Below are 24,133 nucleotides of genomic sequence, written 5' to 3'. Positions count from 1 at the left end.
AAGCAAAATGTTAGATTCAAAATATTTACGTCAGGATATTGCTGAAGCAGCAGCTCGACTAGCTAAACGTGGCTTTGAGCTTGATGTTGATGCGATTAATGCTTTAGAAGAGCAACGCAAAGCGCTTCAAACAAAAACACAAGAATTACAAAGCGAAAGAAATAGCCGCTCCAAAGCAATTGGTCAAGCTAAAGCAAAAGGCGAAGATATTCAGCCACTACTAGACGCTGTTGCTAATTTAGGCGACCAACTTACAGCGGCTAAGAACGAACAAGACGAAATTTTAGCTAAGTTAAATAATATCGCTTTAACTTTACCTAATTTACCAGCAGAAGATGTGCCTGCTGGCAGTGATGAAAGTGAAAATGTTGAAATCATCAAATGGGGTGAACCTAAGCAATACGATTTCGAAGTTAAAGATCACGTAGATCTAGGTGAAGCGCTTCATAAGGGTTTAGACTTTGAAACCGGTGTTAAACTAACTGGCTCTCGCTTCACTGTAATGCGTGGTGGTGTTGCGCGTATGCACCGTGCACTAGTTCAATTCATGCTTGATACACACGCTGATAAGCATGGCTATACAGAAATGTACGTGCCTTACCTTGTAAACAAAGACAGCTTACTAGGTACAGGCCAGTTACCTAAGTTTGCAGGTGATTTATTCCACACTAAAGGTTTAATCAGCGACGATGGTGAAGAGCAAGAAGGTTTTAGCTTAATTCCAACGGCTGAAGTTCCGCTTACAAACTGTGCACGTGATGAAATCTTTGATGAAAAAGAACTACCAATCAAAATGACAGCGCACACGCCTTGTTTCAGAAGTGAAGCGGGTAGTTACGGCCGTGATACTCGTGGTTTAATTCGTCAACACCAGTTTGATAAAGTTGAACTTGTACAACTTGTAAAACCAGAAGATTCAATGGCAGCGCTTGAAGAGCTAACTGGCCACGCTGAATATATTTTACAAGCATTAGAGCTGCCGTACAGAAAAGTCGTTTTATGTACTGGTGATATGGGCTTTGGTGCAACAAAAACATACGATCTAGAAGTATGGTTACCAGCGCAAGACACGTACCGTGAAATTTCATCTTGCTCTAATATGTGGGATTTCCAAGCTCGACGTATGCAAGCACGCTTCCGCCGTCAAGGTGAGAAGAAGCCTGAGCTACTTCACACATTAAATGGTTCTGGTTTAGCTGTTGGCCGTACGTTAGTCGCAATTTTAGAAAACTACCAACAAGCTGACGGTTCAATCGTGGTACCAGATGTATTACGTCAATACATGGGCGGTTTAGAAGTTATTAACTAAGACTTCTTTCAATAACTGTTTATACGATCAAGGTCGCTTAATTGCGGCCTTTTTTGTGCCTGTAAGATCTTAAAAAATAGACACTTTATTTAGTCGAAGAATTACAGTGAAATGACAATGTGAATTTTCATTAATTTTAAATGTTCAATCCATAAATTTAGGTTTATTAAATTTAAATTTTAAAAAAAAATTATTATTTGCTTAAATTATTCTATTTTCTCTTGGGCTAATTTTAATTATGTAAATTATATTGCAGCTATATGAAGAATATGTTTTATTAGGTTCAAGGGTTGGCCAATCCTGCTTTTATGAAGCGTTAAAGTCATTTCTTTAACCGTCTTCGTGTTCTAGTATTTACAAAATTAGGCTTTAAAAAACATGCATCATTTTAATTTGAGCGTAAGGGCTAGTAACATTTGAATTTTACGTTTTTTATTAACTATTCATTAAATGTTGCAATGTTTTGCAGTGTTAATAAACAAAAGGTGAGGATTTACCTATGAAGAGACAAAAGCGTGATCGATTAGAAAGAGCACATTCCCAAGGATATAAAGCAGGTTTAGCAGGACGCTCAAAAGAACTTTGTCCATATCAACAATTAGAATCTAGATCAGAGTGGTTAGGCGGGTGGCGAGAAGCCGTAGATGACCGCAATATGTTTAAAACTTAATATAGAGAATTTAATACAACAAAGCCCTCAATTTTGAGGGCTTTGTTGTTAGAGCAAAGTACTTATAAATTTAATCAGAACGCGCTCGTATCTTGGAAAAGACCTACTTTAAGATCTTTTGCTTCGTAGATAACGCGACCATCTACTTCAACTGTACCGTCGGCCATACCCATGAATAATTTACGCTTAATTACACGCTTCATATCTACACGGTAAGTCACTTTTTTAGCTGTTGGTAAGATTTGACCCGTGAATTTAACTTCGCCAACACCTAGTGCACGACCAAGACCAGGGCCACCTGACCAACCTAAGAAAAAGCCAACGATCTGCCACATTGCGTCTAGACCAAGGCAACCAGGCATTACAGGGTCGCCTTTAAAATGACAATCGAAGAACCAAAGGCTAGGGTCAATGTCTAACTCTGCAATAATTTGACCTTTGCCAAATTCACCACCGTTATCGTTGATCTCAATAATACGATCCATCATTAGCATGTTGTCACTTGGTAAACGGCAGTTGCCTTCACCAAACATTTCACCACGACCACATAGGATCAATTCTTCTTTTGTGTAGCTGTTCTTTGGTTCCATAGTATTAATACTTTTTCTTCAAAATAAAAATTCAGGCTACTTTAGCTTACAGATGTACGCCAAACAACTCTGAACAGTTGATTATTGTTAATATTTTAATCATTTAAGCATTTTTATATGACAACATGCATTAACTTGGGCGATTTTTAGAATACATTTCTTTATAATGATTCTTGTTAACTTAGTTCATTTTGGATCGACATGATTTTATTCGTAGACGCTTTAACTGTTATTGATTTTTCTTACTTTTGTAATAAAAGAGGGCCGGTAGGTGAAAGTTGGATTGCTGACTTAACCCTTCATGGAGACTTGAATGATGAGTCTATGGTTTTAGATTTTGCACTGGTAAAAAAACAGATTAAACGCATTATCGATGACACAATCGATCATAAGCTTGCAATACCTAAGCGTTTAAATGGCACATACAGTATTGAAAACGAACAAGTAAAGCTTGATGCACAATTCGGTGACGAACATCACATTGCGATGTATGCACCTGAACAAGCTGTATGCCTAATTGATGCTGAAACAGTGAATGAAGAATCTGTGATTGAGTTCTTGAAGCAGCAAATTATGCCTAAGATGCCTGAAAACGTAAAAGACATCGATATTGAACTTCGTCCAGAACAAACTTCTAGCTTTTATTACCACTACAGCCATGGCTTGAAGAAGCATGATGGAAATTGTCAGCGAATCGTTCATGGTCACCGTTCATTGATTGGTATTAGCCTCGATAATATTCCTATGCCTCGTCTCCAAAAAGAATGGTCACGTAAATGGGAAGATATTTACCTTGGATCTGAAGAAGACTTAATCGCCAACTCAGAACTAAAACATATTAAAGCCTTTGACAATGATTATGCCTTTGCATACACCTCTACACAGGGCTATTTCGAATTAGCAATCAGTAAAGCACGTTGTGATCTTTTACCTTGTGATACAACAGTAGAGTGTATTGCTGATTACTTAGCAACAGAAATTAAAAAAACGCACCCTGACAATGCTGTAAAAGTAAAAGCTTTTGAGGGCGTAGGGAAAGGAGCCATTGCATATGATTAAAGCCGCGTTGTTCGCTTTAGTTAGTTTGACCGCGAGTGTCAGTTCAATGGCATTAGAACTGAAAGGCAGTTTAACGCAAGGCGGTATGATCATTGGTAAGCTAGACAAGCCTAACTCGGTATATTTTAATGGCAAAGCATTAAAAATAACCAAAGAGGGAGAGTTTGTGTTCGGCTTCGGTCGAGATGCTGATACAAAGCATACTTTAACTTGGGTTGACCAAGCAGGTAAACAGCATACCCAAGATATTGTGATCACGAAGCGCGAATATAAAATCGATCGCATTACGGGTGTCGAAAAGAAGTACGTTTCACCACCTGACTCTGTACTTGCTCGTATAAAAGATGATGCAAAACGTGTGCGAGCTGCGCGAGCTGGTGAGTCTAACTTTACTTATTTTAAAGACACAGTTTTACGTCCAGCCAAAGGTCGTATTTCGGGTGTGTATGGCAGTCAGCGCTTCTTTAATGGCAAACCTAGAAACCCACACTTTGGTTTAGACATTGCCAATAAAACGGGCACGCCAGTTTGGGCACCACTTGCGGGTAAAGTCGTGATGGCAGATCCTGAACTATATTATAGTGGCGGTACTGTGATCATCGACCATGGTCATGGGATCACATCAACTTATATTCACCTAAATAAAATACACGTAAATGTGGGCGATAAAGTAAATGTCGGTGATCATTTCGCTGATATAGGCGCCACAGGCCGTGTAACTGGCCCGCATTTAGACTGGCGTTTCAATTGGTTCAATGAGCGTTTAGACCCAGCTTTATTAATGACAGATAAACTAGCAAATACGAAGTAGTAACTTAAATGAATGATATTGAAAAACAAGCCTTGATTGAGCAACGTATTAAAGAGTCAGTCACGTCTGTGACTAAGACTGTCTTTCCTGGACGCACAAATCACCACAATACTTTATTTGGTGGTGATGCACTTGCTTGGATGGATGAAGTTGCTTTTATTGCCGCAACACGTTTTTGTCGAAAGCCTTTGGTTACTATTTCTTCTGATAGAGTGGATTTTAAAGAAGCAATTCCAGCCGGGACTTTTGCTGAATTAGTAGCAACGGTTTCTCATGTTGGTAACACTAGTTTAAAAGTGGACGTTAATATTTTCTTAGAGCGTATGCACAAAGATGACAAACACTTAGCAATTTCGGGTAGTTTCACCTTTGTTGCTGTTGATGACAATCACAGACCCACGCCAGTTGTGTGTGATAATATACTCAAAGGCTTTAAATAGTGTTTATGTACTGAGGGCTACGAAGCCCTCATATCTCATCTGTAATTTCTTCAATAATTCTAAATAAATGTTCTTCTTCCATACCTAGGTGATCTAAAACGTCATCCATGATGTTCCGCCATTCATCATTTATTTCGCTTGGTTTGTCTTTTAAAAAAGCGCAATGTCTTGAGAGTTTAAGAAGACACAATAAATCTAAACCAATCTTGTCCAACTCTTCGGATTGGAATAAGCCATCAGTATCATGTTGGTAGTAAATAATGTTAATCATGACCTTTGGTAATCGCCATTGCTGCGCTAATAAGGCACCGATAGTCGCGTGATTTGTATGGTATTTTTCAAATTGCAATTTAGCAGCGTCATCCCAATTGTTATTATCTGCATAAGACATTACTTCAACAAAATCGCCAAAATGTTGGTTTAGGATTGCAACACCAACGCCATGAAAAAGCGCAAGCATGTAAGCATGATTAGACAAACTAGGTTTATCGATTTTCATCGCTGCTATACTGGCAATGTGCGCTATGTTGCTTTGCAGATCCCAAAATTTAGCCATAGTTGGATCTTTACCAACCGCAGCTTTAACAGCAACTGCCTTAACTAAAGGTATTAATCGTTTCAAGCCTAAGATCATAATAGCTTGATCGATTGATTCTATTTCTTTAGCTCGTCGAAAAGCACTTGAATTGACAACTTGAAGTATCGCGGCGCAGATCCCAACATCATTTTGTAGAATTTCAGATACACGAGAAATATTCGGCTCAGACTTTTTCGTTTCTTCAGAGAATTTTATCAGTGCTTCAGGTCTGGGAGGTATTGAAACACTTCTTAGAATCGCCTTTTCTTTATCGGTTAATGATATTGACACATCACAACTCCAATCTAATTAACTATTCAAATCATAGTTTATTGTTCAGAAAAGTGGTAAAGAATTGATGGGTAGACAGTTGAAAAAGAATTGCGTAGTTGACTACGCAATTCATATTAATTTGAATTACATTGCTTCGTATTCTTCTTGCCAGAAGAACTTTTCTTCACCGAATGCTGGAACAAGTCCATCAAGCCAAGTTGCTTCTTCATCGTATTTTGCAAAGAAAGGGCGTTGAACCCACTCAGGGTTACGCGCTTGAATAAAGCGAAGTACAAATACTTTTTCACCAGCAATTTCAGTAACACCTGACACTTCAACTTTACCAGGGCCTGCACTCATTGAAGGGCCACGTACTGTTCTACTTACACCTGAAACTTGTTTGTAAGCATCACGGAAAATTTCCCAAGTTTTGTACAGTGGTAATTCGAAGTAGCGCTTAGCACCAGTATCACGTTCAATGAACATATAGTAAGGGATCATGCCCATTTGCGTTTGTTCTTTCCACATCTCAGCCCACATATCTGAATCAACGTTTAAGTTGTTTAACAGTGGAGCCTGAGTACGGATCTGCGCGCCAGTTTTACGGATAAGTTTTATAGCTTCACGGCTAATGTCTGTACGTAATTCTTGCTTATGGTTAACGTGCGCCATAATTGAAACATGTTTGCCTGCATCTACAAGCTCTTTTAATAAAGCTAATAGGTCTTGCGCATCTGGATCAGTAACGTAACGGAATGGCCAGAATGTTAAAGACTTAGTTCCAATACGAATAGTCTTGATGTGATCAAAGCGCGGCTCTTTTAGTGCTTCTAGGTACTTACGTAACTTCACAGTTCGCATAACCATAGGGTCGCCACCAGTCATCAATAGATCGGTTACTTCAGTGTGTGATGCAAGATAATTGTGCAGTAACTCTTCATCGTTATTGTTAAAACGCGTTGCTTTACCTACAAACTGCGCCCAACGGAAACAGAAAGTACAATAAGAGTGACAATATTGACCTTGAGCAGGGAAGAACAACACAGTTTCTTTGTATTTGTGTTGAATACCTTCAACTTGCTCGCCTTCAAAAGTTGGTACATTCTTATCCATCTGTCCGGCAGGGTGCGGGTTCAACTTTTGACGAAGTTGTGTTGCTAATTCAAAAACTTCTTCTGGCGTATGCTCACGCTTTAATAGTGCAGCCATCTGTTCATATGACTCATCATCAAGCATGCCACGCTGTGGGAAAGTTAATTGGAATACCGGATCATTAGGTACTTTATCCCAATCAATTAGCTCTTCGATTACATAATTATTAACTCGAAAAGGAAAAACATTGGCGACAACACGCATCTCAAAGCGTAAATGCTCAGGAAGTTGATGCAGTTGTTCAATCTTATCTATCTGACGATGTTGATAAACATTGAATTTAGGTGGTACATAAGCTTCTGCTGGCTGCAATTGGACGGTTTGCTGCATATGTTAGTTTACTCTACTTCTAATTACATAAAGCGCAGTAGTCTAACAAATTAATAGTTATGTTTCAGCGTTATTTGTATCAGTTCGAACAAATAACGCTAAGTTTATGAATATAAGCTTTAGTATTCTTCTGTGGTGATAGCTTGGTAAATTGCAGTGCATAAAACCATTATGTCGATATTTGAGCTGATATAAGGTGGCATTATATAAATCAGCTTGCCAAATGGTCTGATCCAAACCTTATGTTCTCTAATAAAGTACTTTTGAATTTTTGCGACATCTACAGAACGATTGACTTGAACGACACCAATACCACCTAATACTCTGACATCTTCAACAGCATCTAATTTTGAACATTGAGATAAGTGAGTATTCATTGTCTGCTCAATACGATTAATTTGTGAAAGCCAATCGTTTTCATGTAACAGCTCTAAACTTGCATTAGCCGCAGAGCAGGCAAGGGGATTCCCCATAAATGTTGGTCCGTGCATTAACACGCCTGCTTCACCTTGACTGATCCCGACAGCGATTTCTTCCGTCGCCAATGTCGCAGAAAGAGTCATCGCACCACCAGTCAACCCTTTACCAATACACATAATATCGGGGCTGATATTTGCGTGTTCACAAGCAAACATTTTTCCTGTTCTGCCAAAGCCAGTAGCAATTTCATCTAAAATGAGGAGTACATGATATTTATCACACAGTGCTCTGAGCTTTTTGAGATAAGACGGATGATAAAAGTTCATGCCACCAGCGTTTTGTACTATGGGTTCAATAATAAAAGCAGCAACTTCATCACTATATTGTTCAAACGCGTGTTCTAACGACGCAAGTTCAGCTTCATTTTTGTTATCGTAAAAACCAGCTTTTGGTGGTTCGACAAAGATATGTTCAGGTAAGAAACCCTGATACATGCTGTGCATTGAATTAACTGGGTCGCAAACACTCATCGCAGCGAAGGTATCACCATGATAGCCTTTTTTAGCGGTCATGAGCTTTGTTTTATTGGTTTCACCTTTACTTATCCAGTATTGCAATGCCATTTTTATTGCAACTTCAACGCTTACAGAACCGCTGTCGGCTAAAAACACTTTTTGTAAAGGCCCTGGGCTTAGTGCAACCAGCTTTTTACATAGGTCAACCGCTGGAGCATGTGTGATCCCACCAAACATAACATGGCACATTGTTTGTGCTTGTTGTTGTATTGATGCGACTATTTTAGGGTGATTGTATCCATGTATGGCACTCCACCAAGAGGCCATGCCATCGATGAGTTCAGTGCCATCATCAAGATAAAGTTTGTTCTTATCAGTATGTGTAACACCATACACAGGTAACGGATCACCTATAGACGTATAGGGGTGCCAAATATGCTGTTTATCGAATTTGATATCTATAGGGTGATTTTTGCTCACTTGTAAACCTTTAGCTTTGCTGTGACGTTGACAATACTACGACACTCAGTAGACTAAGCCAATCACCGTCAAATCAAACGCCTAATTAATAGACAGGCTAAGAATAAAAAAGAGTATCAGATTATGGCTACAGTTCGTCACGATTGGACTTACGAAGAAGTAAAAGCACTATTTAACATGCCGTTTAACGACTTGCTATTTCAAGCGGCAAGTATTCACCGTGAGAACTTTAATCCAAACGAAGTCCAGATTTCGACCTTACTTTCAATTAAAACGGGTGCTTGTCCTGAAGACTGTAAATATTGCCCACAGTCAGCGCATTATAAAACAGACTTAGACCGTGAACGCTTAATGGAAGTAGAAAAGGTTGTTGAACAAGCGAAATTAGCGCGCGAAAAAGGCGCAACACGTTTCTGTATGGGCGCAGCATGGTCTGATCCAAAAGACAGAGACATGCCTTACATTGCAAAAATGGTTCGTGAAGTAAAAGAGCTAGGTTTAGAAACCTGCATGACACTCGGCATGCTTGATAATGAAAAAGCACATGAGCTTAGAAATGCAGGCCTTGATTATTACAATCATAACCTAGATACCTCCCCTGAATATTATGAGCAAATTATCACAACACGTACTTATCAAGACAGACTTGATACGTTAGACAATGTGCGAGATGCAGGTATGAAAGTGTGCTCTGGTGGTATTGTTGGTATGGGTGAACAAGCGGGCGACCGTTATGGTTTATTAATGCAACTCGCAAACTTACCAAAACAACCTGAAAGTGTACCAATTAATATGCTTGTAAAAGTAAAAGGCACACCACTTGAAGACGTTGAAGATCTAGACCATTTTGAATTTATTCGCACCATCGCAACTGCGCGTATTATGATGCCACACAGTTACGTACGTTTATCAGCTGGTAGAACAGCAATGAATGAACAAATGCAATCAATGTGTTTCTTTGCAGGCGCTAACTCAATTTTCTATGGTGATAAGTTACTGACTACTGAAAACCCAGAAGCCGATGCAGATATGAACTTACTTAAGAAACTGGGTATGAATCCAGAGAAGCGTCAAGACTACTCTGATGAAGCTTACGAAGCGTCTTTAAGTTCAAAAATTGCTGATAAAGCAACGTCAGAGCTATTTTACGAAGCATAGTGAATGGCTTTTGAATTTATACAAGAAGCGCTGCAACAAAGACGAATAGAATCTTTGTTGCGTGCTCGTCATGTGATTGCTGATTCAAGCGATGCACGCTTTTTAACAAATAAAGATGGCAAGCAATATCTAAACTTTGCCAGCAATGATTATCTTGGTTTGGGGTCTAAATTAGAGCTGCAAGGTGGGCTAACAGGTAGCCGCTCATCGGCACTAGTTACAGGATACCAGCAGTGCCATAAAGATTTTGAAACCTTACTGTGCAAACACCTTGGCTACGAGTCCGCTTTACTGTTTAGTACAGGTTTTAGTGCAAACAGCAGTGTTATTAAGGCTCTATTTTCACAGAGCTCAAGCTCAAAAGCCGCGCTTGATTCTGCCATTTTCCAAGACAAACTTAACCACGCCAGTTTAGTTGATGGGGCTTTACAGTCTGATGCCAAGCATATCCGTTTTAACCATAATGACATGGGGCATTTACGTCAGCGTTTAGAAAAAAGTAAAGCTACAAATAAGTTAATTATTAGCGAAGGCGTGTTTTCAATGGATGGAGACAGTGCGCCACTTCAGCAGCTTCTAGAGTTAAAACAGCAACACAATGCTTGGCTTATGTTAGATGATGCACATAGCTTTGGTGTATTGGGCGAACATGGTTTAGGAAGTGTTGGTCAAGGTTGCAAGCCTGAAATTCTGGTTATCACATTTGGTAAGGCAATGGCGTGTCAGGGCGCAGCTGTTTTAGCAAGCAAGTCAGTCATCGACTTTTTACTTCAGTTTAATCGTGATTATATTTACTCGACGTCTATGTCACCGCTCATGGTTCAAGCTGCGGAGCAGCAGTTTTTACGTGTACTTGACGCGAGTGAGCAGAGACAGCACTTGTTTAATAATATTGCGTTGTTCAAGCAGCTTTGTGCCGATGCAAACATTCCCGTAATGCCGTCAGAGACAGCGATACAACCGGTTGTGTTAGGCAGCGCTGAAAATGCATTAAATACGCAAGCTAAGCTTAAAGAGCAGGGGATTTGGCTAACAGCTATTCGCCCACCAACAGTGCCACATAATACTGCCCGACTCAGGACCACAATTACCGCTGCACATACTCATGATGATATTGAGAAGCTTGTAAAAGCCTTAAAGGTGTCAATATGATTGCAACACCCGATAAACTGTCAACGGCGAAGCAGTTTTCAAAAGCCGCAGGGCAGTACAAGCAACACGCGCATGTACAAAAGTTGGCTGCTGAGTTGTTATTCTCAAGATTAAATAAGCACAGTCAAGTCATACTTGACCTTGGCGCAGGCCCTTTGCTGCATCAGCATAAACTTAAACATCACAGTGACTGTCTGGTTGCGATGGATCTGAGTTTGGGCATGTTGGCTGAGACACATCCTGAGAATAATGTGAATTGTGTTTGTGCAGATATGGATAAACTGCCTTTTACAGAAAACGTATTCGATGCAGTATTTTCAAATTTTGCAATTCAGTGGAGCGCTGAACCTGAAGCTTTATTTAAATCACTTTATTCAGTATGTCAGGCAGGCTCTCAAGTTCTATTATCGACAGTTTTAGATGGCTCTTTGTCTGAAATAGCACAGGCATGGAAAGCAGTGGATGACAACCAACACATTAATGATTTTTTGAATCTAACTCAGTTAGTAAATATAGCTAATAGAGTGGGATTCAAAGTGGTGTACTCAAATCAGCACTGTCTTCAAGATCACTACGACAAACCAATCAATGCTATCAAGTCGGTGAAAAATATTGGCGCTAATCATTTAACTGACTGTCAAAAAGAGCAGGGCTTACTGGGGAAAGCGGCTTATAAAAATCTATTGTCAGCTTTTCCACTACAAGATGGTAAAGCCGTTATTAGCTACCAAGTCGGTATTTTGGAGTTAACAAAATAATGAATTCTTTTTTTATCACAGGTACCGATACTGAAGTCGGTAAAACTCATGTTACATGTTTATTACTCAAGTTTTTGACCCAACATAAGCGCTCAGCAATTGGTTTTAAGCCTATTGCTGCCGGAGCAGAAGAAGCATTTGGCCAACTGGTCAATGAAGACGCTTTAAACATTATGGAGTCTTCAAACGTACATGCTAAATACGACCAGATAAATCCAATTTGTTTCGAGCCGCCAATCGCGCCCCATATTGCAGCGAAACGTGCAAACAAGGTAATTACACAAATAGAACTTAATCATCATTATAAAGAGATTCTATCCGTCGGTGCCGAGTTCACTCTTGTAGAAGGCGCTGGTGGTTGGTCCTTGCCAATTAATGATAATGAGTATTTGTCTGACTGGGTGAAAGCGCGAGAAATACCTGTTATTTTAGTTGTTGGTATGAAGTTAGGGTGTTTGAATCACACGCTTCTTACAATTGAAGTGCTCAAAGCTCAAGGGGTGAAATGTGTAGGTTGGGTTGCAAATGAAATTGACCCTAGCATGTCAGAATTTGATGCCAACCTGGAAAGCTTGAAAGTACGCCTTGATGCCCCTTTACTTGCTGTCGCACCATTTGCAAAAAGCAAAGCAAAATTGAAAATATATAAAGCACTGACCGAACTTTTTGCAATTAACTTGTAAATATCTGTATATAAAAGGTATTTAATTCAAATTTTAAAAGTGATGCCTAAATAGATATCACTTTTTACTTCGAGGTTGGTATTTAATTAATTCTTTTTTGATTTTAGATTAGAAAAATTCAAAGAATGAGAGCACAAATTCGGTACCCTTATCGGACTCACTTAACACTTCAACCTTTGCATTATGTTGCTGCAAAATACTATATGAAATAGATAAGCCTAAACCAGTGCCTTCACCTGGTGCTTTAGTTGTGAAAAACGGTGTGAATATTTCTTTTATGTTTTCTTGAGGAATGCCTTTACCTTCATCTTTTACACGCACTATGATTTTTGAACGCTCTCTATAGCAACGTACATACAAAGTACCGCCCTCATCCATGGCTTGTTTTGCGTTAACAAACAGATTTATAAAGACTTGTTGTAATTTACTTTCTATTCCTAAAATCGGGGCGCTTTCTAACAGGTCAATTTCGATATGATGTTTATATTTGAATTCATTACTTACCATATTAAGAGATTTATTGATGACTTTGGTTACATCGATAGGTTCTAATTCATCGTTGTCCATACGAGAAAAAGTACTCAGATCAGCCACAATGGCTTTGACTCGCTCTAGACCTTCGACTGATGATTTTAAAATTTCGTCACTGTCTTCAAACAAAAATGGCAACTCATATTCTTCATAGTTTTTATTTAGAGTTGACAGCGAAGTACTCGAAGGTTCGTCAGTAAGTGGCTGCAAAGCTGACTTAATATCTTGAATATAGTCAGCCATGTTTTCGAGATTACTCAATACAAAGCTAACTGGATTATTAATTTCATGGGCAACACCTGCGGCTAAGTAACCTAATGAAGCGAGCTTTTCTTGTCCAACCAGTTGCAATTGTGTTTGTTCTAAAACTTGGTTTGCTGCTTCAAGGTTTATAAGTTGTTGTTGCAGCTCTTCTTCAGCTCTTTTTCTTTCAATTGCGATTGAAAGCATACTTCTTGATGATTCAAGGGTTTGTAGTTTGGTGATATTGATATCTTGTTGGTCTTGATAGAGTAAAACTTCAACCCCCACTGTTTTTTTATCTTCGATCGCGAGTGTGTATAAAGGCACCATAACGCAAAATTGATAAAAGTCCTGTGACTCATTACTTATGTCATTGGTATCTATGAGTTGTGTTTCTTGCTCATGAGATAATATTTCGAAAATTTTAACTAGGTTTAGTTGAGTAAGAAAAGTTTTTAACTGTTTTAAATGTGTTTCTGTGTCAGATTCAATTCTTGACTGAGTGTAATATTGAAACTTTGTGTAACTGGCATCATTATCCAGTTCAATAAAAAAGTTATCAGGTTTTGATAAAAATGAACATGTTCGTTCAAGATAATTTTCCACAATTTTGTCAAGAGTAGGTTTACTCCAAGTTTCAGCAAGTAAACCGGTAAGAAATGATAACTGAGTTTGCTGAATTTCAACTTCCATTAGGGATTCATTGTTTAACACTTCTTGCTCTAAAAGCTCCTGAGTATAGTTTTCGAGCTGGATTTCAGCGAGCTTTTTAGCAGCCTGCTCTCTTTTTAGTGCTCGTTCAAGCTCTTCTATTTTGTTTTGTGCTTCTTCACTCATAAGAATCCTACTTCAATATGACAGGCTTTATCTCTGTAGTGCAAACATTTGGGTTGATAAACAGATATCTCCTCACCAAAATTTTTCGCCGAGCAAAATATAAGCTCTTCTGATAGATGACAAAGCCAGTATTCTAAATGATAAGTCATAATTAGGAGCTGAGAATTTAGTTGTTTATAGTCGGATTTAGGTAGTGTCGAATCTGCGTGTAATTTCTTTATTTCAAAACGAATTAAGTTATTAAAAATGTGTAAAAACACATGAAATGGTTTAATTCGTCTTGCACCACTGGATGTAATAGGCCTGAGTTTTAAAAATAAAAATTTACCACAAGTTCTAAGCTTCTCTATGGTTGATGTGTTTAATGGTTCCCTATAATTAGTAAGGATGTTGGATATTTCGTTATTATATGAAGTAGAAGATAAATGGATAATTGATGATGGAAAGTCGAGTGTATTTAACATGGTGCCGCATGCTTTTGAACCATGATGGGTTTCTAAAAATGCTTGAAGCAAATTGAAAACACTGACTTTCATATAAATCTCTATGATTGATTATAATAGGTTGATATATTTTTAAAATAGTGCCACTTTTTACTTAACGCAATGTTTTATAATTAATTGTAAAAAAATAAAGGTCTTTTATGTCAGATAAGCTACCAATTCTAGTTGTTGATGATGAAGAACAAGTTTTAAATGCATTGAAACGTCTATTTAGGAAAGAGTTTGAGGTGACTGTGAGTGACAAACCAGTTGAAGCTGTTGAGTTGCTTAAGGAAAGAGAGTTTGCGGTAATAGTTTCAGATATGAAAATGCCTCTGATGACTGGTGCTGAATTACTCTCTCAAGCTTTTATTCATTCCCCAAATACAGCGCGAATATTGCTAACAGGGTATTCTGATATTGACTCAACAGCACTTGCGATTAATGAAGGTAAAATTTCAAACTATGTAAGTAAGCCTTGGCGAAATGATGACTTAAAAAATATTGTTAATAATGCTTGTGAGCAGTATCAACTAAAACAATCTGTTATTAGATTGCAAAGCGAGCTCGAAGATAAAAACAAACAACTTCAAAATTATAACGAAGAGCTGGAGTCTAAAGTGAATGCCAGAACTTCATCGTTAACGAATCTTACAGATAAACTCAAGGAAGTTAATCAAAAACAACGTAAACTCTTCAATGACGTGATTGAGATGATTAATCTGATAATTGAAAACGCAACTGGATGTGATGATGGTCATATAAAACGCGTTGCGTCTCATTGTCGTTTACTTGCAAAAAATTTAAACCTAGATAAACAAATGATTACACAAGCTTATTTGTGTGGGTTAATGCATGAAGTTGGTAAGGTATCTCTAGATGATGAGCTTGTGAAATGCACTGAGAACGATTTATCAAAAGAGCAGTTGCTTGCTAAACAACAAAATGCTGTAAGGGGAGCAAAGATTTTAGAAAAGCTTCCTAATTTAGAGAACATTTGTAAAGGTATATTGCATCAATATGAGCACTTCAATGGTACAGGCATTCCAGACCATTTAATAGCTGACAATATTCCTACTATTAGTCGTATTCTGGCTGTTGTAAATAACTATGATAAACTATTGGTAGGTCGTGTAACCGGTGAAAAAATGCAGCAGGAGCAGGCGATGCAAATAATGCGACCCTTAGCTCCTGAAATTTATGATCCGGAAATTTTAAAAGCTTATTTCGATATGCTTTCTTCTGGTAAGGTCTTTGAAAACCACGATATTGATGTTTGTTTGGGAGTGAATGGTCTAGAAAGCGGCATGCATTTAACACAAGATCTTTTAAATAAGCAGGGAGCCGTTATCTTAACGGCTGGCACTGAAATAACTCCAAGTATTATTGAAAAGCTTAGAAAATATGAAAAAGACTGGAATTACATTTTTAATGTTTTTGTACAATAGCTTTTAAACTAAAATATCAACTGTGGCTCTCAAAAAACCTTTAGTTTAAAATACTGCTAGTTTTATTTTATATGCTATTTGGAGCTCGTTATTTTAAACGTATCTAATGTCACCATGCAGTTTGGTGCAAAACCACTTTTTGAAAACATTTCTGTTAAATTTGGTGATGGAAATCGCTACGGTCTTATCGGTGCCAATGGATGTGGTAAATCGACATTCATGAAAATTTTAGGCTCTGAGCTTGAGCCTTCTGCAGGTAACGTGAGTGTCGCTCCAAATATTCGTTTAGCGAAACTTAATCAGGATCAGTTTGCTTACGAGCAATACACTGTAATTGATACCGTTATTATGGGTCATAAAGAGCTTTGGGAAATTAAAGCAGAGCGTGATCGTATCTATTCTTTATCAGAAATGAGTGAAGAAGATGGTATGAAAGTGGCTGACCTTGAAACACAATTTGCAGAAATGGATGGCTACTCAGCTGAAGCAAAAGCGGGTGAGTTACTACTAGGCGTTGGCATTGGTACTGAGCAACACTATGGTTTAATGTCTGAAGTTGCACCGGGTTTCAAACTTCGAGTGCTTTTGGCGCAGGTACTATTTGCTGATCCTGACATCATGCTACTAGACGAACCAACCAACAACTTGGACATTTATACAATTAAATGGTTAGAAGAAGTACTTAACCAGCGTGATTGCACCATGTTAATTATTTCGCACGACCGTCACTTCTTGAACTCTGTTTGTACGCACATGGCTGACATCGACTACGGTGAATTACGCGTCTATCCGGGTAACTATGACGAGTATATGTTTGCAGCGACTCAAGCTCGCGAAAAACTTTTAAATGAGAATGCCAAGAAGAAAGCGCAAATTGCAGAACTTCAACAATTCGTATCTCGCTTCTCTGCAAATGCTTCAAAAGCAAAACAAGCCACATCTCGTGCAAAACAGATTGACAAAATTCAACTTGATGAAGTTAAAGCGTCATCTCGTCAATCGCCGTTTATTCGTTTTGAACAAAGCAAGCAGCTTTTCAGAAATGCACTTGAAATTACCAATGTATCACAGGGTTATGACAGCACTTTATTCTCAGGCTTTGAAGGTCTAGTCGAAGTAGGTGAGCGTATCGCTATCATTGGTGAAAATGGCGTGGGTAAATCAACGTTACTACACACCTTAGCGGGGCGTTTAGCACCTAAGACGGGTGAGTTTAAATGGTCTGAAAACTCAAATATTGGCTATTATGCACAAGACCATGCTGATGAGTTCGAAAAAGACCAAACTGTATTTCAGTGGATGGAGCAATGGCAGCAAGAAGGTGATGACGAGCAAGTGGTTCGTGGTTTCTTAGGCCGTATGCTGTTCTCACAAAATGACATCAAAAAGTCAGTAAAAGTCCTGTCAGGTGGTGAGCAAGGTCGTATGTTGTTTGGCAAATTAATGATGCACAAGCATAATATTTTGTTGATGGATGAACCTACAAACCACATGGACATGGAATCAATCGAATCGCTTAACTTAGCACTTGAGCAGTACGAAGGTACATTGTTGTTTGTTTCTCATGACCGTCAGTTTGTATCATCACTTGCAACCCGTATTTGGGAAATAAAAGACGGTAAAGTTATCGACTTTAAAGGTACTTATGACGAGTATTTAGCGCAACAAGAAGCAGCGAAATAACCGCTTTTTACAATGGTACTTTTTCAATGGTATTACCTAACTAGATAGGTATAATACCCACATAGAAACTGCAGGCTTACCCCCAATAAGAGCCTGCAGTTTGTTTTTCTATCGTTCAAAACTTCTGAGGATTTATTATGACGGTTGGCATTATCATGGGCTCAAAATCAGACTGGCCTACTATGCAACATGCAGCAGACATGCTGGACAAGTTTGGCATCGACTATGAAACAAAAGTAGTTTCGGCTCACCGTACACCTCAACTTCTAGCTGATTACGCGTCAAGCGCAGCTGATCGTGGTATCAAAATTATTATTGCTGGTGCTGGTGGCGCTGCACACCTTCCAGGTATGGCTGCGGCTTTCACAAGCTTACCAGTTCTGGGTGTACCAGTTAAATCAAAAACACTAAACGGTGTTGATTCATTACTTTCAATTTGCCAAATGCCAAAAGGCGTAGCCGTTGGTACATTAGCGATTGGTGATGCGGGTGCGGCTAACGCGGGCTTACTTGCTGCTCAGATTTTAGGTTGTCAACAACCAGAAATCTTTGCAAAAGTTGAAGCTTTCCGTAAAGAACAAACAGAAACAATTTTAGCTAACCCAAATCCTGCTGAGTAATATGAACGTTTTAGTCCTTGGCGCAGGGCAGCTTGCGCAAATGATGAGCTTGTCATCGAAGAACTTAGACATTCATGTTACAGCTTACGATGTTGGCTCTGAAAAAGTCATCGATCCTGTTACCTTTTTAACAGTTGATCAGTCATTACAACAAGCCATTGACTCAGCAGATGCTATTACTGCTGAGTTTGAGCATATTCCTTTAGATATTCTAAAACTATGTGATGAAAGTGGTAAGTTTTATCCAGGCACAGAAGCGATAGCAACGGGCGGTGATAGAGCGAAAGAAAAAGCGCTGCTAGATACTGCAAAAGTAGCCTGCGCGCCTTATAAAATTATCACTGAAAAACAGCACTTGCTAGATTCGATTGATGAATTGGCAATGCCTTTGGTAATCAAAACTTGCCAAGCAGGTTATGACGGCAAAGGTCAATGGCGTGTAAAATCTCTGGATGATGTTGAGCAAATTTGGGTTGAGATGTCTGAATTTTTAGCAAAAGATGTATCTCATCAAATTATCGCAGAGAAAATGATCCCATTTGATCGCGAAGTATCCATCATAGGTGTTCGTTCAAAAAATGGTGAAACTGCAATTTACCCTCTGACTGAAAACCAACATACCAATGGGGTATTAACGCTTTCAATCGCGGGTAAAGAGAAAAATGCAATTCAAGCGCAAGCTGAATCTGCGTTTAACGCTATCGCCAATGCATTAGACTATATTGGTGTATTAGCTATTGAGTTTTTCGATGTAGATGGCACTTTATTGGTAAATGAAATTGCCCCACGTGTACATAACTCGGGTCATTGGACTCAACAGGGATGTCATGTTAGCCAATTTGAGAACCACATGCGCGCCGTTACTGGCCTACCATTAGGTTCAACAGTTTTGAATCGCCCAACAGCGATGATCAACGTGCTAGGGCAAGCAAATATTCCAACAGACGTATTGGCTATTGCTGACACAACCAGCCACTGGTATGGCAAATCTGCAAAACCAGGCCGTAAGATGGGTCATATTAACGTTTCTGCTGATAGCTTATCAGAACTAGGCGATAAACTTGCTGGTTTGGCAAAAGTTCTGCCGGAACATGATTACCCAGGTGTCCAGACAACTGCTGAGCAGTTAAAAGCACTGTAATGAAAAAGCCGAGTTTAACTCGGCTTTTTTGACTCAATTTTTTGGAATTAAAAAACTAAATAAGGCATTTGCAAGGTGACTAGCCAGTCTATTAAACAATTTTCGTTTATCGGGTTATTTGTACTTTGTCTGACAGGATTTATAGGTCCCGCATTCTCTCTTCTTCTCGGTCTTGCTTTCACACTGATTTTTACAAACCCATATTTGTCGTTAAGTAATCAAGCTAGCAAATGGTTATTAAAGTTAGCTGTAATAGGACTAGGATTTAATGTCGACTTTAATGATGTACTTGAAGTAGGACGAAGCTCAATTGTTCTTACCATTGTGAGTATTACTGCCATAATAGGGCTCGGTGAAATATTTGGTCAGCTCTTTAAGGTAAATAAAAACACCAGTTTGTTATTGTCCTTTGGTACTGCCATTTGCGGGGGCAGCGCGATTGCAGCAATGGCGCCAGTCATAAAAGCAAAACAGCACGAGATTGCCGTGTCACTTGCCATAGTATTTCTATTAAATGGCTTAGCTTTGCTGATTTTACCTTCCATCGGGCATTACTTTGAGTTAAGCCAAGAACAATTTGCGATTTGGGCAGCACTTTCGATCCATGATACAAGCAGTGTGGTTGCAACAGCCTCGACTTACGGCCCAATCGCAGTCGGTATTGCAACAACAATTAAGCTTACTCGCGCAATGTGGATCATTCCATATACAGCATTAGCTGGCGTATTTTGGAAAAGTGAAGAAAAGGCGAGTATTCCACTTTTCATAGTGGGCTTTTTATTTGCTGCACTTATTAACACGTACTTTCCTGAATATTCATCTTTTTGGCAGTTGGGTTATGCAGGAGCTAAACATGTACTTTATGCTTGTTTATTTTTAGTTGGCTCTAGTGTTTCTCTTACTATGATAAAACAAACAGGGTGGCGCCCTCTAGTGATGGCAACATTACTTTGGGGTATTGTTAGTTCAGTGATCTTACTACTCATCATCGATGGAGTGATTAATTAATGCAATTTCCTTGGAACTTTTCAAAAATGGACTAGTCTTAGGTAATGAGGCGCGGATAGGCCTCATTTCATAATCGTTGTTCATCAACGACTATGTGAGCGCAGAGAGTATTTGGCCAGCATCCTATGCTGGCCTTTTTTATTTCTGCACAAAGCTATAAATCAAGTCACTTTTCAATCTAGATAAACTGTAAGTTTAGGTTTAAAACCTTAACTATTCTGTAAACGTGCGTAAGTATTCATTTTGCAATAATTCTTTAAGCGACAAACTTCTTTATTTATTGTTGTTTTATCTTAAATTGTTCGTATTTCAACATTACTTTTGCTTAAATTAAATCAGTTAAACAAGTTGAAGAATAACTATGATCAAACACTCTCTAATTTCTGCTGCGGTTGCAGCGAGCCTGTTCCTAACAGGTTGTCAAACAACCACATCAACTGACGCTGTAAAGGCTGAACCAGCTTCTAACTTTGCACCTGTTGTTGCAACACCTTTAGATTTCGGTGGTGAGAACATCTCATTAAAGCAAGCTATGGCGCACCCAGATTGGTTAGGTCGTCAACCGGAACGTGCATTTTGGGCTGCTGATAGTCAAACTGTGATTTTCAACCGCAAGCAAGCTGGCAATGAATTACGCGATACATTTGCAGTGACAGCTGGTAAAGCACCTACGCAAGTTGTTCTAAACCAGCTTCACACAATTGGCGCTAAAAATGCGGTTTATTCTAAAAACGGTGCAACACAAGCTTATACATTTGAAGGCAATGTGTTTGTTAAAAACATTAAATCAGGTGCAATCAAGCAGCTGACACAAAGTTCTGATAGAGCACGTTCTTTACAGTTTCTAAATACTGGTGAATTAGCTTATCGCTCAGGAAATAGCTTCTTCAGCGTTGATATCAAAACAGGCCTTACAAAAGAGCTTGTTAAGCTACATTTAGCAGATAAACCAAAAGGTACTCAAGAGCCAACAACTTATGTTGCAAAAGAACAACATAAGCTGATTGATTTTGTAAAGTTAACGCATAAAAACGCGTTAGATAAAGAGCAACGTAAAGCACAATTGAATGCTGAAAATGACACACTTGCATCTAATCAATTTTATTTAGGTAAAGGTAATCGTTTGGTTGAAGCAAGCTTGTCTCCAGAAGGTGATAAGCTAATTGTGGTCGTTACTAAGCAAAAACCATGGCGTGCTGATACAGATATTATGCCTAACTATGTGTCACAGAATGGTGACATAGAAGCGGTACCTGCTCGTCGCCGTGTGGCTGATTCAAAACCATCTAGTTCAGATGTTATCTTCATTGACATCGCTACTAAAGCACAAACAACTTTAAGCTATGAGACTCTACCTGGTTTTGATGAAGATGTTTTAGCAGCTGAAAAGGCAGAGAATGCAAAAGCTGAGGGTAGAACTTACGAATCAAAACGTGAACCTCGTCATATCAACTTAATGATGGACTGGGGTTGGGATCAAAGTGCGGTTCAATGGAACACGTCAGGATCTGAAGTGGCGGTAATGCTTGAAGCATGGGACAACAAAGACCGTTGGATCGCTACAGTTGACTTTAAAAACAGTCAGTTCAAACCTCAACATCGTTTACACGACGATGCATGGGTGAACTACACATATAATGATTTTGGTTGGATGAATAATTCAGATACGTTGTATTACTTATCTGAAGAAACAGGTTATAGCCATATTTACTCTAAACCTGTAAACGGTAAAGCGAAGCAACTTACTAAAGGCCAATTCGTAGTATCCAACTTAACGTTAAGTAAAGATGATTCGCAAATTTACTTTAAAGCGAATGTTAAGCATCCGGGTATTTACGAAGTTTATCGTGTTAACACGCAAACCTCTGAAAAAGTTGCGTTGACTGATTTAGATGGTATGACAGATTACGAATTGAGCCAAGATGAGCAAAAACTATTGCTTAATCACTCAAAAATCATGATGCCAAATGAACTATATGTTGCAGACGCGAAGCCAAACGCACAAGTTACACGTTTAACAAATACCGTTTCTGACGAGTTCTTAAATAAGAAATTAATCGCACCAAAAGTTGTTGCTGTACCTTCAAGCCATACAGATCAACCAATTTATGCAAAAGTGTATTACCCAGCTGACTATGTAGAAGGTGAAACTGGCAAAATGCGTAAGGCAGTTATCTTCAACCACGGTGCAGGTTACTTACAAAACTCACACATGGGCTGGTCAGGCTACTTCCGTGAATTTATGTTCCATTCACTGTTGGCGAGCGAAGGCTATGTAGTAATGGATATGGACTATAGAGCATCTAAGGGCTACGGTCGAGATTGGCGTACAGCTATTTACCGTCAGATGGGTACACCTGAAATTCAGGATTTAGAAGACGGTGTAAAATGGATGGCTGACAATGTGAATGTTGATACTGGCGCAGTGGGTACCTATGGTGGCTCTTATGGTGGCTTTATGACATTTATGGCGCTACTTACAAAGCCAGATTTATTCCAAGCGGGTGCTGCACTTCGACCAGTGTCTGATTGGGCTTACTACAATACACCATACACGTCTAACATTCTTAACCACCCAGATGTTGACCCGATTGCGTATCGTCGTAGTTCACCAATCTACTTTGCTGAAGGTTTAGAAAAACCATTACTTATTAACGCGCCAATGGTTGATGATAATGTTTTCTTCCAAGATGTAGTCCGACTCGTTCAACGTTTCATTGAACTTGAAAAAGAAAATTTTGAAACAGCAATTTACCCAGTTGAACCACATGGCTTTAGACAGCCAACAGGTTGGTTAGACGAGTACCGCCGTATTTATAAGTTGTTTAAAGAAAATCTTTAAAACATAAAATGAATAGTTAAGGGCCTTAATAGGCCCTTTTTTATGGAATTAAAAATTATACTGTGTATTTATACAGTTATTTAATTTTATCCAATAACATTATTAAAGCGCGTTTTGTCCAATTTTCACAGGTGAATAAAATTGGACATTATAAACTCATGTTTACAATAGACTTTTCTTGTGTGAATATTGGGACACGTAATATAGCCCCTTTTGTCGGTATTTAAACAGGCACTTTGGGAGAGAATAAGCTGTTAGGGAGCTTGGGGCGACTCAGTGAAATTTTTTAACTCAGTTCTTTTATTCTTAGTTTCTTTTGTCGCATCTGCAAATTGTGATTTTGAGGTAAAAAATAAGAACTACGATCCTAAATTAGCAGAGCAGCATGCATTGGAAGAGTTTAAACAAAATAAGGTCTATTTTTTTGCTGTTGCCAATGGTTTTGTCCCAAGTCGTCCTGGCTTTGAAAAAATTCAAATATCAAAATGTCTATTTTTTGATACTCATTGGGAGGTTCTTTGGGTTGGAGCAGACTCTGAGCTTTGTACTAATCATAAAGCTCTTGAACTACAAGCACTCGATTACAGTACTAAATTTAACAAAAAGATGCTTACATTAGCATCTGAATTAAAAAGCTATCAATGCAGTAAAGAGTTACAAGGTGTCGCTCCCTAACAAACGCTTCAACCAAGGACGCAAAACAGCAGGCTTGCGCTCCTTCGTCGCTAATTTTAGCCTGCTATTTTGCGCCGGTTAAGCGAGGCGTTATGTACCTAGGGTGATATGAAAACACTGATTTCAATTTTACTTTGTTCTTTGTTGGCTGCATGCGGTTTCCAATCTATCAAATTGGTGGGTTATGGTAAAAAACTCGATGTTCCTGTCTATGAGGCCTGCTTCTATGAGAAATTTGAAGAGTAT

Annotated in this window: 22 protein-coding genes; 16 read left to right on the top strand and 6 right to left on the bottom strand. The window is 38.8% G+C overall.

From position 1 onward, the window contains the following. Window positions 1-7: 7 nt before the first annotated feature. Both serS and rmf read left to right on the top strand, forming a co-directional pair. Window positions 8-1,309, top strand: a complete 1,302-nt coding sequence (serS, locus tag CWB72_RS18315) for a serine--tRNA ligase (RefSeq protein WP_138634430.1) — start codon at window positions 8-10, stop codon at window positions 1,307-1,309. Window positions 1,310-1,808: 499 nt separating this feature from the next. Then, window positions 1,809-1,979 carry a ribosome modulation factor gene (gene rmf, locus CWB72_RS18310; RefSeq protein WP_130254303.1) on the top strand — a complete coding sequence of 57 codons (171 nt, stop codon included), beginning with the start codon at window positions 1,809-1,811 and terminating at the stop codon, window positions 1,977-1,979. Window positions 1,980-2,053: 74 nt separating this feature from the next. Here rmf and fabA read toward each other — a convergent pair whose 3' ends face one another. Next, window positions 2,054-2,569: a 3-hydroxyacyl-[acyl-carrier-protein] dehydratase FabA gene (gene fabA / locus CWB72_RS18305; protein WP_138559954.1), complete on the bottom strand. Its 516-nt coding sequence runs from the start codon at window positions 2,567-2,569 to the stop codon at window positions 2,054-2,056. A gap of 201 nt (window positions 2,570-2,770) precedes the next feature. On the opposite strand from fabA, the gene CWB72_RS18300 reads away from it, so the two are divergent. Genes CWB72_RS18300 through CWB72_RS18290 form a run of 3 tightly spaced genes read left to right on the top strand, consistent with a single transcriptional unit; the run spans window position 2,771 to window position 4,879 of the window. Beyond that, window positions 2,771-3,628: a 6-carboxytetrahydropterin synthase gene (locus tag CWB72_RS18300; protein WP_138568571.1), complete on the top strand. Its 858-nt coding sequence runs from the start codon at window positions 2,771-2,773 to the stop codon at window positions 3,626-3,628. Then, the gene (locus CWB72_RS18295; RefSeq protein WP_138568572.1) at window positions 3,621-4,439 is read left to right on the top strand and encodes a M23 family metallopeptidase; all 819 of its coding nucleotides are present in this window, start codon (window positions 3,621-3,623) and stop codon (window positions 4,437-4,439) included. Before CWB72_RS18300 ends, CWB72_RS18295 begins: the two co-directional genes overlap by 8 nt. 8 nt (window positions 4,440-4,447) lie before the next feature. Next, window positions 4,448-4,879, top strand: a complete 432-nt coding sequence (locus tag CWB72_RS18290; protein ID WP_130254299.1) for an acyl-CoA thioesterase — start codon at window positions 4,448-4,450, stop codon at window positions 4,877-4,879. Between the two features lie 28 nt (window positions 4,880-4,907). Here the strand turns inward: CWB72_RS18290 and CWB72_RS18285 are convergent, their stop codons facing one another. The 3 genes from CWB72_RS18285 to bioA all read right to left on the bottom strand — a co-directional run bounded on the left by CWB72_RS18285 (window position 4,908) and on the right by bioA (window position 8,626). After that, complete coding sequence (locus CWB72_RS18285; RefSeq protein WP_138568573.1) at window positions 4,908-5,747, bottom strand: HDOD domain-containing protein; 840 nt, start codon at window positions 5,745-5,747, stop codon at window positions 4,908-4,910. 126 nt (window positions 5,748-5,873) lie between these two features. After that, window positions 5,874-7,211, bottom strand: coding sequence for a KamA family radical SAM protein (locus tag CWB72_RS18280; RefSeq protein WP_138634427.1), 1,338 nt, complete (start codon window positions 7,209-7,211; stop codon window positions 5,874-5,876). 119 nt (window positions 7,212-7,330) lie between these two features. Next, on the bottom strand, window positions 7,331-8,626 hold the full coding sequence (gene bioA, locus CWB72_RS18275; protein ID WP_138634424.1) for an adenosylmethionine--8-amino-7-oxononanoate transaminase: 1,296 nt from the start codon (window positions 8,624-8,626) through the stop codon (window positions 7,331-7,333). A 123-nt stretch (window positions 8,627-8,749) separates the two neighbouring features. Between bioA and bioB the strand changes: the two genes are divergently transcribed. Genes bioB through bioD form a run of 4 tightly spaced genes read left to right on the top strand, consistent with a single transcriptional unit; the run spans window position 8,750 to window position 12,377 of the window. Beyond that, on the top strand, window positions 8,750-9,784 hold the full coding sequence (bioB, locus tag CWB72_RS18270) for a biotin synthase BioB (protein WP_138634421.1): 1,035 nt from the start codon (window positions 8,750-8,752) through the stop codon (window positions 9,782-9,784). A 3-nt stretch (window positions 9,785-9,787) separates the two neighbouring features. After that, complete coding sequence (locus CWB72_RS18265; RefSeq protein ID WP_138634418.1) at window positions 9,788-10,936, top strand: aminotransferase class I/II-fold pyridoxal phosphate-dependent enzyme; 1,149 nt, start codon at window positions 9,788-9,790, stop codon at window positions 10,934-10,936. Beyond that, window positions 10,933-11,694: a methyltransferase domain-containing protein gene (locus CWB72_RS18260; protein WP_138634415.1), complete on the top strand. Its 762-nt coding sequence runs from the start codon at window positions 10,933-10,935 to the stop codon at window positions 11,692-11,694. The genes CWB72_RS18265 and CWB72_RS18260 overlap by 4 nt, the downstream gene beginning before the upstream one ends. Then, entirely contained in the window at window positions 11,694-12,377 is a 684-nt protein-coding gene (gene bioD, locus CWB72_RS18255) for a dethiobiotin synthase (RefSeq protein WP_138568579.1), read from the top strand. Before CWB72_RS18260 ends, bioD begins: the two co-directional genes overlap by 1 nt. Window positions 12,378-12,485: 108 nt before the next feature. Here the strand turns inward: bioD and CWB72_RS18250 are convergent, their stop codons facing one another. Both CWB72_RS18250 and CWB72_RS18245 read right to left on the bottom strand, forming a co-directional pair. Further along, window positions 12,486-13,988, bottom strand: coding sequence for a sensor histidine kinase (locus tag CWB72_RS18250; protein ID WP_138568580.1), 1,503 nt, complete (start codon window positions 13,986-13,988; stop codon window positions 12,486-12,488). Continuing rightward, entirely contained in the window at window positions 13,985-14,524 is a 540-nt protein-coding gene (locus CWB72_RS18245) for a heme NO-binding domain-containing protein (protein ID WP_138568581.1), read from the bottom strand. Before CWB72_RS18245 ends, CWB72_RS18250 begins: the two co-directional genes overlap by 4 nt. Before the next feature lie 107 nt (window positions 14,525-14,631). Here CWB72_RS18245 and CWB72_RS18240 point away from each other — a divergent pair, with 107 nt between their 5' ends. The 7 genes from CWB72_RS18240 (at window position 14,632) to CWB72_RS18210 (ending at window position 23,887) form a co-directional block, all read left to right on the top strand. Further along, on the top strand, window positions 14,632-15,918 hold the full coding sequence (locus CWB72_RS18240) for an HD domain-containing phosphohydrolase (protein ID WP_138568582.1): 1,287 nt from the start codon (window positions 14,632-14,634) through the stop codon (window positions 15,916-15,918). A gap of 90 nt (window positions 15,919-16,008) precedes the next feature. Further along, window positions 16,009-17,601 carry an ABC-F family ATPase gene (locus CWB72_RS18235; protein WP_138634482.1) on the top strand — a complete coding sequence of 531 codons (1,593 nt, stop codon included), beginning with the start codon at window positions 16,009-16,011 and terminating at the stop codon, window positions 17,599-17,601. A gap of 137 nt (window positions 17,602-17,738) precedes the next feature. Beyond that, window positions 17,739-18,221 (top strand): 5-(carboxyamino)imidazole ribonucleotide mutase, encoded by a 483-nt coding sequence (gene purE / locus CWB72_RS18230; RefSeq protein ID WP_130254288.1) that lies wholly within the window; start codon window positions 17,739-17,741, stop codon window positions 18,219-18,221. 1 nt (window position 18,222) lies between these two features. After that, on the top strand, window positions 18,223-19,362 hold the full coding sequence (locus CWB72_RS18225) for a 5-(carboxyamino)imidazole ribonucleotide synthase (protein ID WP_138634412.1): 1,140 nt from the start codon (window positions 18,223-18,225) through the stop codon (window positions 19,360-19,362). 75 nt (window positions 19,363-19,437) lie between these two features. Continuing rightward, window positions 19,438-20,370, top strand: a complete 933-nt coding sequence (locus CWB72_RS18220) for a YeiH family protein (protein ID WP_138634409.1) — start codon at window positions 19,438-19,440, stop codon at window positions 20,368-20,370. A 361-nt stretch (window positions 20,371-20,731) separates the two neighbouring features. Next, on the top strand, window positions 20,732-23,212 hold the full coding sequence (locus tag CWB72_RS18215; RefSeq protein WP_138634406.1) for a S9 family peptidase: 2,481 nt from the start codon (window positions 20,732-20,734) through the stop codon (window positions 23,210-23,212). A 276-nt stretch (window positions 23,213-23,488) separates the two neighbouring features. Next, a complete protein-coding gene (locus CWB72_RS18210) occupies window positions 23,489-23,887 on the top strand; it encodes a hypothetical protein (RefSeq protein WP_138634403.1) in 399 nt (132 codons plus the stop codon). Window positions 23,888-24,133 lie beyond the last annotated feature (246 nt).

The organism is Pseudoalteromonas phenolica (assembly GCF_005886345.1).
Classification (GTDB): domain Bacteria; phylum Pseudomonadota; class Gammaproteobacteria; order Enterobacterales; family Alteromonadaceae; genus Pseudoalteromonas; species Pseudoalteromonas phenolica_A.
Note: the sequence above shows the minus strand (reverse complement) of the source record. Positions and strands in the feature narration are given on the sequence as shown.